The sequence below is a fragment of the Roseovarius atlanticus genome, from assembly GCF_019802205.1.
Taxonomy (GTDB): domain Bacteria; phylum Pseudomonadota; class Alphaproteobacteria; order Rhodobacterales; family Rhodobacteraceae; genus Roseovarius; species Roseovarius atlanticus_A.
Map to the genome: position 1 here is coordinate 700,040 of NZ_JAHVHQ010000003.1, position 14,663 is coordinate 714,702.

The window sequence follows — 14,663 nt, forward strand, 5'->3', positions numbered from 1 at the left end:
GGATCAGTTGCCGCTCAGCCGGTCGCGGATTTCCTGTTGCCGGATCGGCATCTTGTCGATTGCGCGGGACAGCTCGCGCACGCTCCACGGCGCGGGTTTGCGCAGCTCGACCTTGCCGTCCTTGCCGATCAGCGCCAGCATGAAGCCGCGCGGGCGCAACCTGCGGCGCAGGTCGCTGTCGGCGGAGGGGTCGGTGTCGGTCAGCACCACGACATCGCGCCGGTCCAGATCGTCCAGTCGGTCGGTGATGAAGTTCATCTGTTCGATGAAGCGCGGATCCGAGGCGTTGTCGGCAAAGACGACGATGGGGCGCTTTATCCAGAGAAATTCGTTCAAATCGACGCTTTCGCCGTCAAGTATGATCCCGTCCTCCGGCGATCCGTCGGTCGCGCGGGCCGTGTCCGCGACGAGTGATATCGACGTAAGTGCCAGAAAAGAAAGAACGATCAGCTTGCGCATTGGGCCTCCTGCTGGACCAGATATAAGGCCCGAGGCGCCGAATGCGAAGGCCGTTTGGCCGCAGGGCCGCGAAAATTTTACCGTTAATCCCGTGGTCAGGTCCCGCGGTGCAGGTTGGCGCGACGCAAGGTCGACCGCCCGCAGGCCGCGGGCCGCACGGGAAAGGCGCGGGATCATGGACGTTGTTCTGCATATCGGGGCTCACCGGACGGCCACCACCACGTTCCAGGCCTACCTGGCGGCGAACCGGGCCGCGCTGGGGCGGATGGGCATCGCCGTCTGGGGGCCGAAACAGACGCGTGACGGCCTGCTGACCGGGGTGATACCGATCGAGAGTCCGCGCCCGCCGCAGGAGCAGCTGGACCGCGCCCGCGCGCGGGTGGCGATCAACATCGCCCGCGAACGCAGGGCCGGCACACGCGTGCTGGTGATCAGCGACGAGAACATGATCGGGGCGCCGCGCCGCTGCCTGCGGCAGGGGCGGCTGTACCCCGATATCGGCCAGCGCCTGGCGCGCTTTGCCCATGCCTTCGACGGTCGGGTGACGCGGGCGCACCTGACGATCCGCAGTCATGACGCGTTCTGGGCGTCGGTCGTGTCCTACAGCGTCGCGCGCGGCAACAGGGTGCCGGACCGTGCCGCGCTGGAGGCGCTGGCGGCCGCGCCCCGGCTGTGGCGGGACGTGGTGCTGGACGTGGCCTGCGCGTTGCCGGGGGTGGAGCTGAGCGTGATGCCCTACGAGATCTTCGGCGGACTGCCCGAGCGGGTGCTGGAACACATGACCGGGCTTGGCGCGATGCCGCGCGCCCATGCGCGGGACTGGAGGAACCAGGGCCCCGGCCTGGACCAGTTGCGCCGGATCGTGGGCGAGCGTGGCGGCGACCCCGTGCGCCTGCCCGAGGGGCCCGGCAAGTGGCAACCGTTCGACGACACCGCCCTGCGCGACATGCGCGAGGCCTATGCCGATGATCTGTTCTGGCTGCGTGCCGGGGCCGAGGGATTGGCGCAGCTGACAGAGGAAACCGGCCCGGTGAAGACGGGGACAACCCCGCGCCCGGACCAGAAGAAAGAGGACAAGACGATGGGATCGAAGACCGACGAATGGCGTAAGATCGCGGAAGGCGAGCTGAAGGGCCGTCCGCTGGAGGACCTGACGTGGAAGACCCTTGAGGGGATCGACGTCAAGCCGCTCTATACCGAGGAGGATGTCGAGGGGATGGACCACCTTGGCACCATCCCCGGACAGGCGCCGTTCACCCGCGGCGTGAAGGCGACGATGTATGCCGGGCGGCCCTGGACGATCCGGCAATATGCCGGGTTCTCGACGGCCGAGGAATCGAACGCGTTCTACCGCCGCAACCTGGCGGCCGGGCAGCAGGGCGTCTCGGTGGCCTTCGACCTGGCGACGCACCGTGGCTATGACAGCGACCACCCGCGCGTGGTGGGCGACGTGGGCAAGGCCGGCGTGGCCATCGACAGCGTCGAGGACATGAAGGTGCTGTTCGACGGCATCCCGCTGGACCAGGTGAGCGTCAGCATGACCATGAACGGCGCGGTCATTCCGGTGCTGGCCAGTTTCATCGTCGCGGGCGAGGAACAGGGGCACGACCGCAGCGTGCTGTCGGGCACCATCCAGAACGACATCCTGAAAGAGTTCATGGTGCGCAACACCTATATCTATCCGCCCGAGCCGAGCATGCGGATCGTCAGCGACATCATCGAGTTCACGGCGAACGAGATGCCGCGCTTCAACTCGATCAGCATTTCGGGCTATCACATGCAGGAGGCGGGCGCGAACCTGGTGCAGGAGTTGGCCTATACGCTGGCGGATGGCCGGGAATACGTGAAGGCCGCGATCGAGGCCGGGATGGACGTGGACCGCTTTGCCGGGCGGCTGTCGTTCTTTTTCGCCATCGGGATGAATTTCTTCATGGAGGCGGCGAAGCTGCGGGCGGCGCGCCTGCTGTGGCACCGGATCATGACGGAGTTCGGGGCGAAGAACGACCGCTCCAAGATGCTGCGGACCCATTGCCAGACCAGCGGTGTCAGTTTGCAGGAGCAGGACCCTTACAACAACGTCGTGCGCACCGCCTACGAGGCGATGAGCGCGGTTCTGGGGGGCACGCAGAGCCTGCACACCAACGCGCTGGACGAGGCCATCGCGCTGCCCACGGATTTCAGCGCGCGGATCGCGCGGAACACGCAGTTGATCCTGCAGGAAGAGACCGGCGTGACGGCGGTGGTCGATCCGCTGGCGGGGTCCTACTACGTGGAAAGCCTGACCGCCGAGCTGGCCGAAAAGGCCTGGGAGCTGATGGAAGAGGTCGAGGAGATGGGCGGCATGACCAAGGCCGTGGCCAGCGGCATGCCCAAGCTGCGGATCGAGGAATCGGCGGCCACGCGGCAGGCGATGATCGACCGGGGCGACGAGGTGATCGTCGGCGTCAACAAGTACCGCAAGGACAAGGAAGACCCGATCGACATCCTGGACGTGGACAACGTCAAGGTGCGCAAGGGGCAGGTCGAGGCGCTGGAGCGTATCCGCGCGGAACGCGACGAGGAGGCTTGCACCAAGGCGCTGGATGAACTGACGCGCCGCGCCAAGGACGGCGGCAATCTGCTGGAGGCCGCGGTGGAAGCGGCTCGCGCAAGGGCTACTGTGGGGGAAATCAGCATGGCCATGGAAAAGGAATTCGGACGGCACCGCGCCGAGGTGAAAACGCTGGCGGGGGTCTATGGCAAGGCCTACGAGGGCGACGAGGGCTTCGCCGCGATCCAGAAGTCGGTCGAGGCCTTTGCCGAGGACGAGGGGCGGCGGCCGCGGATGCTGGTCGTCAAGATGGGGCAGGACGGGCATGACCGGGGCGCCAAGGTGATCGCGACGGCGTTCGCCGATATCGGGTTCGACGTCGACGTGGGCCCGCTTTTCCAGACGCCGGACGAGGCGGCGCAGGATGCCATCGACAACGACGTGCACGTGATCGGGATCTCCAGCCAGGCGGCGGGGCACAAGACGCTGGCGCCGCAACTGATCGACGCGCTGAAGGAGAAGGACGCGGGCGATATCATCGTCATTTGCGGCGGGGTCATTCCGCAGCAGGATTACGAGTTCCTGAAAGGCGTGGGCGTGAAGGCCATCTTCGGCCCCGGCACCAACATCCCCGAGGCGGCGCAGGATATCCTGCGGCTGATCCGCGAGGCGCGGGCCGCCTGATGCAGAAGCGCCCGAAGATCCTGATCGGCATGGCGGCGGGGCTGGTATGGGCCGTGGCCGTTCTGTGGATCGGGCGCCAGATTCCGGTGCCGATGGCGATGATGCAGCCGACGCTTATGGGCGCGGCGTTCGGCCCCGGGGTGGTGCTGGCGCTGATGATCGGCGTGCTGGCGCAGCGGCGGTTCAATGACGACGCGGCGATCGACGGGCAGGTGTTGACCGGCAGGGCGGCGGTGGATGCGAAGGTGTTGCAGAACACGGTCGAGCAGGTGGTGCTGGCCTTGTGCATCTGGCCGCTGGTGGGGTTTTTCCTGGGCGCGGGCACGGTGCTGGCGCTGGGGATCGGCTTTGCCGTGGCGCGGGTGGCGTTCTGGGTGGGGTACCATATGGCGCCGCCCTTGCGGGCCTTCGGGTTTGCGGCGACGTTCTATCCCACGGTGCTGGCGGCGCTTTGGGTGCTGTGGCGGCTGACGGTGGGGTGACATGCTGAACCTGGATCATTTCGCGGTGGCGGCCGGGACGCTGGACGAAGGCCGCGCCTATGCCGAGGAGAGCTTGGGCGTGGCGTTGCGGCCCGGGGGGCAGCACGCGCATTTCGGCACGCATAACATGCTGCTAGGGCTGGAGGAGGGGCTCTACCTCGAGGTCATCGCGGTGGATCCCGACGCGCCCGCGCCGGGGTATGCGCGGTGGTTCGATCTGGATCGCTTTGACGGGCGGCCGAGGCCGACGAACTGGATCTGCAATACGCCGGACCTGGGGGCCGTCGTGGCGCGGTTTCCGCAGGCGGGTGTGCCGGTGCCGCTGGCGCGGGGCGACCTGCGCTGGCAGATGGCGGTACCGCAGGACGGGCGGCTGCCGTGGGACAACCTCTTTCCGGCGGTGATCGAATGGCAGTGCGCGCAGCATCCGGCGCAGATGTTGCCGGCCTCGGGATGCCGGCTGGACCGTCTGGTGGTGAGCCATCCGGACGCGAAGGCGCTGGAGGACGCGCTGGCGCCGGTGCTGAGCGACGCCCGGGTGGTCTATGAGAGCGGCGCGGCGGGCCTGCGGGCCGAGTTGACCACGCCGCGCGGGGCGTGCGTGCTGGCATGAAGATCCGGCCGGCGGAGGCGGGCGATGCAAAGGCGCTGGCCGGGATCGTCAATCATTACATCCGCGAGACGACGGTGAGTTTCACCGAGGACGAGAAGACCGTGCTGGAAATGGCCTTGGCCGTGAAGACGCGGGACGAGGCGGGGCACGGGTTCCTGGTGGCAGAGGGCGATGGTGACCTGCTGGGCTATGCCACCTATGGGCCGTACCGCAACGGCTCGGGCTATCGCGAGACGTTGGAGCATACGGTGCTGCTGCGCGCCGGAGTTGAGGGCAAGGGGGTGGGCCGGGCGCTGATGGCCGCGCTGGAGGACCACGCGCGGGCGGGCGGCGTGCATTCGCTGATCGGCGGGATCAGTGCCGAGAATGCGGGCGGGATCGCGTTTCACCGCAGGATCGGGTTCGTCGAGGTGGGGCGCGTGGCGCAGGCCGGGCTGAAATTCGGGCGGCGGATCGACCTTGTGTTGATGCAGAAACTCCTGTCCCCCGGGGACCGCACGCCTTAGGTTGCGGCCCATGTCGATCTGGAGTCGCATATCCGAAGCGCTGTCGGCGCTGGCCAGTGGCGAGCCGCTGACCAGCGTGTTCGACCGGCTGCGCACGCCGCCGGAGCGGACGGTGGCCTTTGCCATCGCGGTGATCGCGCTGGGGGCGAAGATGGCCAAGGCGGACGGTCAGGTGACGCGCGACGAGGTCACGGCGTTCCGCGAGGTGTTCCTGATCGCCAGCGACGACGAGGCGGGGGCTGCGAAGGTTTTCAACCTCGCGCGGCAGGACGTGGCGGGATTCGAGGAATATGCGCGTCGGATCAAGACGATGTTCGGCGACGACGCGGCGACCCTGAACGACCTTCTGGAAGGGCTGTTTCACATCGCGGTGGCCGATGGTGTCTATCACCCGAACGAGGATGTCTTCCTGTCGGAAGTGGCCGGGATTTTCGGCCTGCCGGAGCGGGAGTTCAACACGCTCAGAAGCCGCTTCGTGCCGGATGCCAGGCCGGACCCTTATGCCGTGCTGGGGGTGACGCCGGAAACGCCCTTGCCCGAGATCCGCAAGGTCTGGCGCGCCAAGGTGCGTGAGATGCATCCCGACCGGATGGTGGCGCGGGGCGTGCCGCAGGAGGCGATCAAGCTGGCCGAGAAGCGGCTGACCGACGTCAACGACGCGTGGGAGCAGATCCAGCGCGAGGCGGCCTGAGCGATGCGCATCGCCACTTATAACGTCGAATGGTTCAACGCGCTGTTCGACGCGCAGGATCGGGTTCTGGACGATGACGGGCCGTCGGCGCGGTACGGCGTGACGCGGGGCGATCAGCTGGCCGCCCTGGGGATCGTTTTCTCGGCGATGGATGCCGACGCGGTGATGGTGATCGAGGCGCCGGACAGTGGCAGCAAGCGCGATACCGTGAAAGCTCTGGAAGGGTTCGCGGCGATGATGGACCTGCGGGCGCGCAAGGCGCTGATGGGGTTCGTCAACGACACCCAGCAGGAGATTGCGCTGCTCTATGACCCGGACGTGATGACCTGCCGGCATGACCCGCGGGGCGAGGAGACCGGCAAGAAGGGATCGAGCGAGGCGCCGCGGTTCGACGGGGTGTTCCGGATCGACCTGGATATCGATGCGACCGAGGATCTGGTGGTGTTTTCCAAGCCGCCGCTAGAAGTGGCGGTGGAGGTGAAGGGTGGGTTCGGGTTTCGCATGATCGGGGCGCATCTGAAGTCGAAGGCACCGCACGGGGCCACCACGCGGGACGAGGTGATGCGGCTGTCCATTGCCAACCGGCGCAAGCAGCAGGCGCAGGCGGTGTGGCTGCGCAAGCGCATCCGCGCGCATCTGGAAGCGGGCGAGCATCTGATGCTGTTGGGCGACCTGAACGACGGGCCGGGGCTGGACGAGTACGAGAACCTCTTTGGTCGCTCGTCGATCGAGGTGATCATGGGCGGGGGCGAGGCGGGCGAGATGCGGCTTTACGATCCGCACGCGCGGCGGGCGCTGAACCAGCGGATTGGCGCGCAGCACAGCTCGGCGCGGTTCTACCTGAAGGACGAGGGGCGGTATTTACAGGCGCTTCTGGATTACATCATGATTTCCAGGGGGTTGCGGGCGAAGGGGCCGAAATGGCGCATCTGGCATCCGTTCGAGGACCCGGGGTGCTGGAAGGTGCCGGAGCTGCGCGACGCGCTCTTGGCGGCGTCGGATCACTTTCCGGTCACGTTGGATATCGACCTGACATCTTAAAATCGTCACCGGGACGCGCTATATTGGGGTCATGAAACGGATCATGCCCATCGCCGCCCTGTCGCTGTCCCTTGCCGCCGCGCCCGCACTGGCGCAGGAGGAAGAGGACGAAGGTTTTTCCCTGATGGAGCGGGGGGCGCAGATGTTCATGGAAGGCATCATGCGCGAGATGGAGCCGGCGATGCGCGACATCGAGGGGATGGCCAAGGAGATGCAGCCGGCCTTGCGCAGTTTCGTCGAGGAGATGGGTCCCGCCTTTGCCGACCTGATGGGGCAGATCGACGACCTGAGCAATTACCATGCGCCCGAGATGATGCCCAATGGCGATATCATCATCCGCCGCAAGACCCCTCTGGAAGAGGAAATCGACCCGGACGAGGAAATCGAGATCTGAGGCGGCGCGCCCCTGGCGATTCGATCAGCCCGGGGACTTGCCCGGCACGGCCCTTGCGCGGCGCGGGCGCAGCAGCTTGACGTCGAATTCCGCACCCAGCGTGTCGGCGAGCGAGGCGAGGCGCGTTTGCCCGACTTCGCCGTAGAGCGGCACGGCCTCTTCGGTCAGGCGCAGGATCAGCTGTTTCTTCTTGGGGTGCCAGGTCAGTTCGCCCAGCTGGGTGTCGGCCCGTAGCCAGAACATCGCGGCAAAGCGCATGGCCTTGCCCAGAACCTCGGCCTGGTGCTGGCCGCGCTCGTCCAGGAGGTCGGCGAGATCCTCGAACCGGCTGCCTTCGCGCTTGTTGGAATAGCGGTGCAGGAGGGCGAGGCCCAGGAACACCCGTTCGGAGTGCTTCAGCCCCCCGAGGTTGGCGCGGGTGGCGTTGTCGAAGCAATCCTCGGCGCGGTAGTCGGGGTGCGAGCGCCAGCTGACGTCATGCAAGAGGCAGGCGGCGCGGATGATGCGCAGCTTGTCGGGGCGGGCGCTGCGGAAGAGCGGCTCGACGAAGTGATAGATGGCGCGGCCATAGCCGGGCAGGCGGGCATCCTTGGCCTCGGCAAAGCGGCACGCCTCGATCAGGGGGTCGCGGTCGCGCAGCTGCTGGGGCATCTGTTCGTAGAGCAGCCCCTCGCGGATGCCGTAGCTGGAGACGGCGATGTCGCGGGGGCCGAAGGTCTTGACCAGGCGGCGCAGCACCTCGGCGGCGTCGGGCACCAGCGCCATCCGTTGAGACGAGACGCCCGCGCGGTTGCGCAGCTCTTCGGCGTCGGTCTTGGCAATGTAATCGGCGGTCTTGCGCACGTCCTTTGGGGTCATGCGGTATTCGTGCAGGACGTGGAGGGGATAGCCGCGGCGTTCCATGTCGATCTTGGCGATGGCGCGCCACGAGCCGCCGACGAGAAAGAGGCGGTTCTTTTGTTCGCCCAGCTGGTCGTGCATCCGCTCCAGCGTGTCCTTGATATAGGCCTTGCGGGCCTTCTTGCCGCCCTTGACCTCCTGCAGGGAGAAGGGGCCGAGGCGCGATGTCAGGCGCTTGCCGACCTGGCCGCCATTGATTTCAGCCAGCTCCATGGAGGAGCCGCCGATGTCGCAGACAAGGCCGTAGGAGCCGGGCCAGCCCAGAAGCACGCCCTGGGCCGAGAGGCGGGCCTCTTCGGGGCCGTCGATGACCCAGAGGTGAATGCCGGTCTCGCGCTCGATTTCCTCGCGGAAGGCGTCGCCGTCGGTGGCCTCGCGCACGGCGGCGGTGGCGACGGCGGTGAGCGGGCCGGTGCCCATGTTCTCGGCCAGCCGGGCGAAGCGTTTCATGGCGGCGAGCGCGCGTTCGCGCCCCTCTGGGTTCAGCCGGCCGGTTTCCGACAGGCCCTGGCCGAGACCACACATGATTTTCTCGTTGTAGAAATAGGCCGGGCTGCGGGCGGCGCCGTCGAACACGACCATGCGGACGGAGTTCGAGCCCACATCGACCACGCCCACGCGGCTGAGCGCCTTGGCCGCGTCCTTGTCGAAAAGCGGACGCCCGAAGGGGCCCCATTCGCTGTGTTCAGGATCGGTCGTGCCGTCCATGACATCCCCGGCTTGGTAACGACCCTTTATATGCGACAGGGGGCCGCAAGGGTCAATCGTCGGTATGGGTGAGTTTGGGCACGTCCGCCGCCCCGGCGGAGCCACGGCCCGACAGCGACGGGTTTTCCATGAAGAAACGGTGGCAGTTGAAGGCGAAGGTGCCTTCCTCGATCAGGTCGCGGGTGAAGCTGCCATCGGGGGCCATGACCCAGGTCTGTGCCACGTCGGCAAGGTTGGCGGCCATGACCTGGCCCACGATCTGGGCCTTGACGGTGGGGTTGGTGATCTCGACGAGGGTTTCGACGCGGCGGTTGAGGTTGCGGCCCATCCAGTCGGCGGAGGACATGTAGACCTTGGCCTTTTTCGAGGGCAGGCCGGCGCCGTTGCCGAAACAGACGATGCGCGAATGTTCAAGGAAGCGCCCGACGATGGATTTCACTCGGATGTTCTCGGACAGGCCCTTTATCCCCGGGCGGATGCCGCAGATGCCGCGCACGACAAGGCAGATCTTCACGCCGGCCTGGGACGCGGCGTAGAGCGCGTCGATCACGTCGGGTTCGATGATCGAGTTCATCTTGGCCCAGATTTCGGCCGGTTTGCCGGACTTGGCGTGGTCGATCTCGGCGGCGATCATTTCCAGCAGGCGGGGTTTCAGCGTGGTGGGCGAAATGGCCAGGTTTTCCAGCTTTTCGGGCTGGGCGTAGCCGGAGAGGTAGTTGAACACCTTGGTGGCGTCGCGGCCCAGCGAGGAATCGCAGGTGAAGAGGCTGAGGTCGGTGTAGATCTTGGCGGTGATGGGGTGATAGTTGCCGGTGCCGTAATGGGTGTAGGTCACCAGCTTGTCGCCCTCGCGCCGGACCACGGTGGATATCTTGGCGTGGGTCTTGAGGTCGAGAAAACCGTAGACGACATGGGCGCCGGCGCGTTCCAGCCGCCGGGACTGGCGGATGTTGGCGGCCTCGTCGAAGCGGGCCTTGAGTTCCACGAGGGCGGTGACGGACTTGCCGTCCTCGGCGGCCTCGCAGAGCGCCTCGACGATGGGGCTGTCCTTGGACGTGCGGTAAAGCGTCTGCTTGATCGCCACCACGTTGGGATCGCGCGCCGCCTGCGTCAGGAAGCGGATCACCATGTCGAAGGTCTCGTAGGGGTGGTGCAGCAGCATGTCCTTTTGCCGGATGGCGGCGAACATGTCGCCGTCATGGTCCTGCACGCGTTCCGGCACGCGCGGCGTGAAGCTGGGCCAGAGCAGGTCCGGGCGGCTGTCGAGCACCATTTCCTTGAGGTCGGCAAGCCCGATCATGCCGTCGACCTCGACCACCTCCTCGGGGCGGACCTCGAGTTTCTGCATGATGGTGCGGCGCAGTTCCTCGGGCGCGCCGGAGGAGATTTTCAGGCGCACCACCTCGCCGCGGCGGCGGCGTTTGAGGGCCACCTCGAATTCGCGCACGAGGTCCTCGGCCTCTTCCTCGACTTCCAGATCGCTGTCGCGCAGGACGCGGAAGTTGCAGTGGGCCTTGTAGGTGTAGCCCGGGAAGAGGTGGTCGAGGTTGAGCAGCAACAGGTCCTCGAGCGGCAGGGCGCGGTACTGGCCCGGCTCGGACGGGACGGTGACGAAGCGGTCGATCTGGTTGGGGATCGGCAGGAGCGCCTGCAACGGGCGTTTGTCGGACTTGCGCTGCATCTGGAGCGCCAGTGAATAGCCCAGGTTGGGGATGAAGGGGAACGGGTGCGCGGGGTCGACGGCCAAGGGCGACAGGACCGGGAAGACCTGTTCGAGGAAGATGTCGCTGAGATGGGCGCGGTCGTCTTTGGTGAGGCTGTCGATGTCGAGGATGGTGATGCCCTCGGCCTCCATCTCCTGCCGCAGGTCTTCGAGCGTGCCTTGCTGCTGGGCCAGCAATTTGCGGGCGTCCTCGTCAATGAGGACAAGCTGTTCGGCGGGGGTGAGGCCGTCGGCGGCGGGCGTGGTGTTACCGGCATGGGCCAGTTCGCGCAGGCCCGCGACGCGGACGTTGTAGAACTCGTCGAGGTTGTTGGCGGAAATGGACAGGAAGCGCAGGCGCTCCAGCAGGGGGACGCGGGGGTTCTGCGCTTCTTCCAGGACGCGCCAGTTGAAGCCCAGCCAGCTGAGTTCCCGGTTGAAGAAGCGCCCGGGGCCGGTGACGTCGAGACCGTCGATCGTCACGGGGGCAGGGGCGGTGGATTTGAGGAAATCGGCGTTTGTCATGTGGCCCTTATGGGATTGCGACGTAACGATAAGGTGACGACTTTGCCGTTACAGCCCTGCGTTGTCCAGAACATCGCGGGCAAAGGGGCGGGTGAGGGCCCGTTTGCGCGACAATGCGGCGGAATCGAGCAGGGCGACGACCTCGCGGGCGGCCTCGAACGAGCGGTCGATGCGGCGCAGAAGATAGGGGATGACGTCCGGCGTGGGGGTCAGCTGACGGTCGTCGAAAAGCTTGGCGAGGATCGCGGTCAGCAGGCGGTCGTCGGGCAGGTCCAGCTCGACGGCGGGCGTGCCCTGCATCCGGCTGGCAAGGTCGGGCAGCGCGAGGTTCCAGTACTTGGGCGCGGCATGGGCCGTCAGCAGCAGGGAATGGCCCTCGGCCAAGGTCAGGTTGTGCAGGTGGAAGAGAGCCGTTTCAGCGGGTTCGCTGCCGGCGATGCTGTCGCAATCCTCGACGGCGACGTGGTTCTGTGCGAGGGCCGGGATGTCGGCCTGCGCGAGGTCGGCCGCGGGGATGATGAGGGCACCGCTTTGCGCCGACCAGACATGGGCGAGATGGGTCTTGCCCGCGCCGGGAGGGCCGTAGAGAACCAGCTTGCGGGCGGGCCACGCGTCCCAGGTGTCGATCATGGCGACGGCCTGCGCGTTGGCGGCGGAAACGAAGAAATCCTCCCGCCCGTGCGCCGGTTTGGCGGGCAGGTCGAAGCTGAGCTGCTGTGCCATCATTCCGTATCCCGTGACTCCTGCCCTTGATATAGGGCACTGTCGAGATATTGCTGCACGCCGAAGCGGGCAAGAACGCCGATGGCAGCAGCCACGGGCACGGCCACCAGCATTCCGACGAAGCCGAAAAGCGCGCCGAAGACCGACAGCGCGAAAATCAGCCAGACCGGGTGCAGGCCGACGGAGTCACCCACCAGCTTGGGCGTGAGGATATTGCCCTCGACCACCTGGCCCAGCACGAAGATGCCGGCGACGAGGCCGATGGACAGCCAGTCGCCCCAGAACTGGAAGAGGGCGAGGCCGATGGCGAGTGCGCCGCCGAGGACGGCGCCGACGTAGGGAATGAAGGTGACGAAGCCGGCAAAGGCCCCCACGACGAGGCCGAATTGCAGGCCCACCAGCATCAGCGCGACGGCATAATAAGTGCCGAGGATCAGGCAGACGGTGCCCATGCCACGGATGAAGCTGGCGAGGGTCTTGTCGATCTCGGACGCGAGCCGGCGGATCACCGGGGCGTGTTCGCGCGGCAGGAGGCGGTCGATCTCGGCGACCATGCGGTCCCAATCATAGAGCAGGTAGAAGGCCACCACGGGCACGATCACCAGCAGGACCACCACGTTGACGAGTGATCCGACCGAAGCCAGCACGGTTTCGACAACTTGGCCGCCGCGTTCCTGGATGGTGGTGCCGAGGCTGGCGAGCGACTGGCGCAGCGTGGAGTCCTGATCGACGAGATCGGGAAACCGGGCGGTCAGGAAGTCCTGCAGGTCCTGGAACAGCTTCGGCGCGATGTCGATCAGGTTGGCGGTCTGGTTGACCAGCGTGGGGATGACCAGGAGGACCATGATGACGAAGATGCAGATCGCGACGAGCGTGATGATCGTGACGGCGATGGCCCGCGAGGCGCCCAGCCGCTCGATCCGGTCCGCCACCGGGTCGAGGAAATAGGCCACGGCGCCGCCCAGCACGAAGGGCAGGATCACGTCGCCCAGGAACCACATGACAACGAGGAACAGCGCGATGGCGATGCCCCAGAATTGAAATTGTGTCCGGACGGGAAGGGCCATGCCACCTCGGGGGAACAAAATGCGTCGCCCTGTTTTTCGCGCAAGGGGCGCAGCGTTGCAAGCGCCTTCCGGCTTGTCTGGCGGGCGCTGAGGCCATAAACGGGGCGGGATCACGCAATGACCAGAGGTTCCCCATGCGCCTGTCCAAGTATTTCCTGCCGGTCCTGAAGGAGACGCCTGCCGAGGCGCAGATCGCGAGCCACCGCTTGATGCTGCGGGCGGGGATGATCAAGCAGGCCAGCGCGGGGATCTATTCGTGGCTACCCCTGGGCTTCAAGGTGTTGCGCAAGCTGGAAAATATCGTCCACGAGGAGCAGGTGCGGGCCGGGCATATCCCGATGCTGATGCCGACGCTGCAATCGGCGGACCTGTGGCGGGAAAGCGGGCGGTACGATGCCTACGGTCCCGAGATGCTGCGGATCCGCGACCGGCAGGACCGGGATATGCTCTATGGTCCGACGAACGAGGAATTGATCACCGATATCTTCCGGTCGCACGTGGGCAGCTACCGCGACCTTCCGCTGACGCTCTATCACATCCAGTGGAAGTTCCGTGACGAGATCCGGCCGCGTTTCGGCGTGATGCGGGGGCGTGAATTCTTCATGAAGGACGGCTACAACTTCGACCTGACGAAGGAAGACGCGCTGCACGCCTATAACCGCCACCTTGTGAGTTACCTGCGGACCTACGAGCGGATGGGGCTGCAGGCGATTCCGATGCGGGCGGATAGTGGCCCGATCGGGGGGGATGACACGCATGAATTCTTGGTGCTGGCCGAGACGGGCGAGTCCGAGGTGTTCTATGACAGCGAGATCACCGACCTGAAGTTCGGCGACCGTGAGATCGATTATACTGACAAGGCGCAATGCCAGGCGGTGCTGGAGGAGTTCACGTCGCGCTATGCGCGGACGGACGAAACGCACGATGAAGAGGTGTTCGACAAGATCCCCGAGGAGCGCCGCCGCGTGGCGCGGGGGATCGAGGTGGGGCAGATCTTCTATTTCGGGACCAAGTATTCCGAGCCGATGGGCGCCACGGTGCAAGGGCCGGACGGCAAGCCGGTGCCGGTGCATATGGGCAGCCACGGGATCGGTGTGAGCCGCCTGGTGGGGGCGATCATCGAGGCCAGTCACGACGACAAGGGCATCATCTGGCCCGAGGGCGTCACACCCTTCCACGCCGGGATCGTGAACCTGAAGCAGGGCGATGGCGAGGCGGACGCGGCGTGTGAAAAGCTTTATTCGGCACTGATGGCCAAGGGGCTGGACCCGCTTTACGATGACCGCGACGAGCGGGCGGGCGGCAAGTTCGCGACGATGGACCTCATTGGCCTGCCGTGGCGGATCACCGTGGGGCCGCGGGGCCTCAAGAACGGGGTGGTGGAATTGACCAGCCGCCGTACGGGTGAGAGCGAGGAGATGGCGCCGGAGGCGGCGGTCGAGAAGATCGCCGAAATCTATGCGCCGCATCGCGGTGAGGCCGGCACGGTCGAGCCGATGGCGGATCGGTCGTTCCACACCTGGATGTGACGGGCCTGTGGCGCGGGGCCTGAGCCGGTGCCGCGCCCGGTCACGATAATCTTGTTTCTGGATTTGCGCGATACGCGCTATACTTGCCTCAAAACAAAAGACGACAAAA

13 protein-coding genes are annotated in these 14,663 nt (G+C 66.2%); 8 read left to right on the plus strand and 5 right to left on the minus strand.

Annotation, left to right across the window (positions count from 1 at the left end; all coding sequences use genetic code 11):
• Positions 1–3: 3 nt before the first annotated feature.
• Complete coding sequence (locus KUV49_RS09255) at positions 4–459, minus strand: DUF4174 domain-containing protein (protein WP_222449692.1); 456 nt, start codon at positions 457–459, stop codon at positions 4–6.
• A 1,081-nt stretch (positions 460–1,540) separates the two neighbouring features.
• Between KUV49_RS09255 and scpA the strand changes: the two genes are divergently transcribed.
• Genes scpA through KUV49_RS09290 form a run of 7 tightly spaced genes read left to right on the plus strand, consistent with a single transcriptional unit; the run spans position 1,541 to position 7,400 of the window.
• Positions 1,541–3,673 carry a methylmalonyl-CoA mutase gene (scpA, locus tag KUV49_RS09260; protein ID WP_222450952.1) on the plus strand — a complete coding sequence of 711 codons (2,133 nt, stop codon included), beginning with the start codon at positions 1,541–1,543 and terminating at the stop codon, positions 3,671–3,673.
• The gene (locus KUV49_RS09265) at positions 3,673–4,155 is read left to right on the plus strand and encodes an MAPEG family protein (protein WP_222449693.1); all 483 of its coding nucleotides are present in this window, start codon (positions 3,673–3,675) and stop codon (positions 4,153–4,155) included. The genes scpA and KUV49_RS09265 overlap by 1 nt, the downstream gene beginning before the upstream one ends.
• 1 nt (position 4,156) lies before the next feature.
• Positions 4,157–4,768, plus strand: a complete 612-nt coding sequence (locus KUV49_RS09270; protein WP_222449694.1) for a VOC family protein — start codon at positions 4,157–4,159, stop codon at positions 4,766–4,768.
• Positions 4,765–5,274: a GNAT family N-acetyltransferase gene (locus tag KUV49_RS09275; protein WP_222449695.1), complete on the plus strand. Its 510-nt coding sequence runs from the start codon at positions 4,765–4,767 to the stop codon at positions 5,272–5,274. The genes KUV49_RS09270 and KUV49_RS09275 overlap by 4 nt, the downstream gene beginning before the upstream one ends.
• 10 nt (positions 5,275–5,284) lie before the next feature.
• Positions 5,285–5,965 carry a molecular chaperone DjiA gene (locus KUV49_RS09280; protein ID WP_222449696.1) on the plus strand — a complete coding sequence of 227 codons (681 nt, stop codon included), beginning with the start codon at positions 5,285–5,287 and terminating at the stop codon, positions 5,963–5,965.
• A 3-nt stretch (positions 5,966–5,968) separates the two neighbouring features.
• Positions 5,969–7,006 (plus strand): endonuclease/exonuclease/phosphatase family protein, encoded by a 1,038-nt coding sequence (locus KUV49_RS09285; RefSeq protein WP_222449697.1) that lies wholly within the window; start codon positions 5,969–5,971, stop codon positions 7,004–7,006.
• Between the two features lie 31 nt (positions 7,007–7,037).
• The gene (locus KUV49_RS09290; protein WP_152491931.1) at positions 7,038–7,400 is read left to right on the plus strand and encodes a hypothetical protein; all 363 of its coding nucleotides are present in this window, start codon (positions 7,038–7,040) and stop codon (positions 7,398–7,400) included.
• Positions 7,401–7,424: 24 nt separating this feature from the next.
• On the opposite strand, the gene KUV49_RS09295 is transcribed toward KUV49_RS09290, so the two are convergent.
• From KUV49_RS09295 to KUV49_RS09310, 4 genes are read right to left on the minus strand one after another with little or no spacing between them, the layout of a single operon-like run.
• Positions 7,425–9,008, minus strand: coding sequence for a Ppx/GppA family phosphatase (locus KUV49_RS09295; RefSeq protein ID WP_222449698.1), 1,584 nt, complete (start codon positions 9,006–9,008; stop codon positions 7,425–7,427).
• A 52-nt stretch (positions 9,009–9,060) separates the two neighbouring features.
• A complete protein-coding gene (locus KUV49_RS09300) occupies positions 9,061–11,235 on the minus strand; it encodes an RNA degradosome polyphosphate kinase (RefSeq protein WP_222449699.1) in 2,175 nt (724 codons plus the stop codon).
• 48 nt (positions 11,236–11,283) lie between these two features.
• Positions 11,284–11,958 (minus strand): HdaA/DnaA family protein, encoded by a 675-nt coding sequence (locus KUV49_RS09305; protein ID WP_222449700.1) that lies wholly within the window; start codon positions 11,956–11,958, stop codon positions 11,284–11,286.
• On the minus strand, positions 11,958–13,025 hold the full coding sequence (locus tag KUV49_RS09310) for an AI-2E family transporter (RefSeq protein ID WP_222449701.1): 1,068 nt from the start codon (positions 13,023–13,025) through the stop codon (positions 11,958–11,960). Before KUV49_RS09310 ends, KUV49_RS09305 begins: the two co-directional genes overlap by 1 nt.
• A 134-nt stretch (positions 13,026–13,159) precedes the next feature.
• Between KUV49_RS09310 and proS the strand changes: the two genes are divergently transcribed.
• Positions 13,160–14,554 carry a proline--tRNA ligase gene (proS, locus tag KUV49_RS09315; protein ID WP_222449702.1) on the plus strand — a complete coding sequence of 465 codons (1,395 nt, stop codon included), beginning with the start codon at positions 13,160–13,162 and terminating at the stop codon, positions 14,552–14,554.
• Positions 14,555–14,663 lie beyond the last annotated feature (109 nt).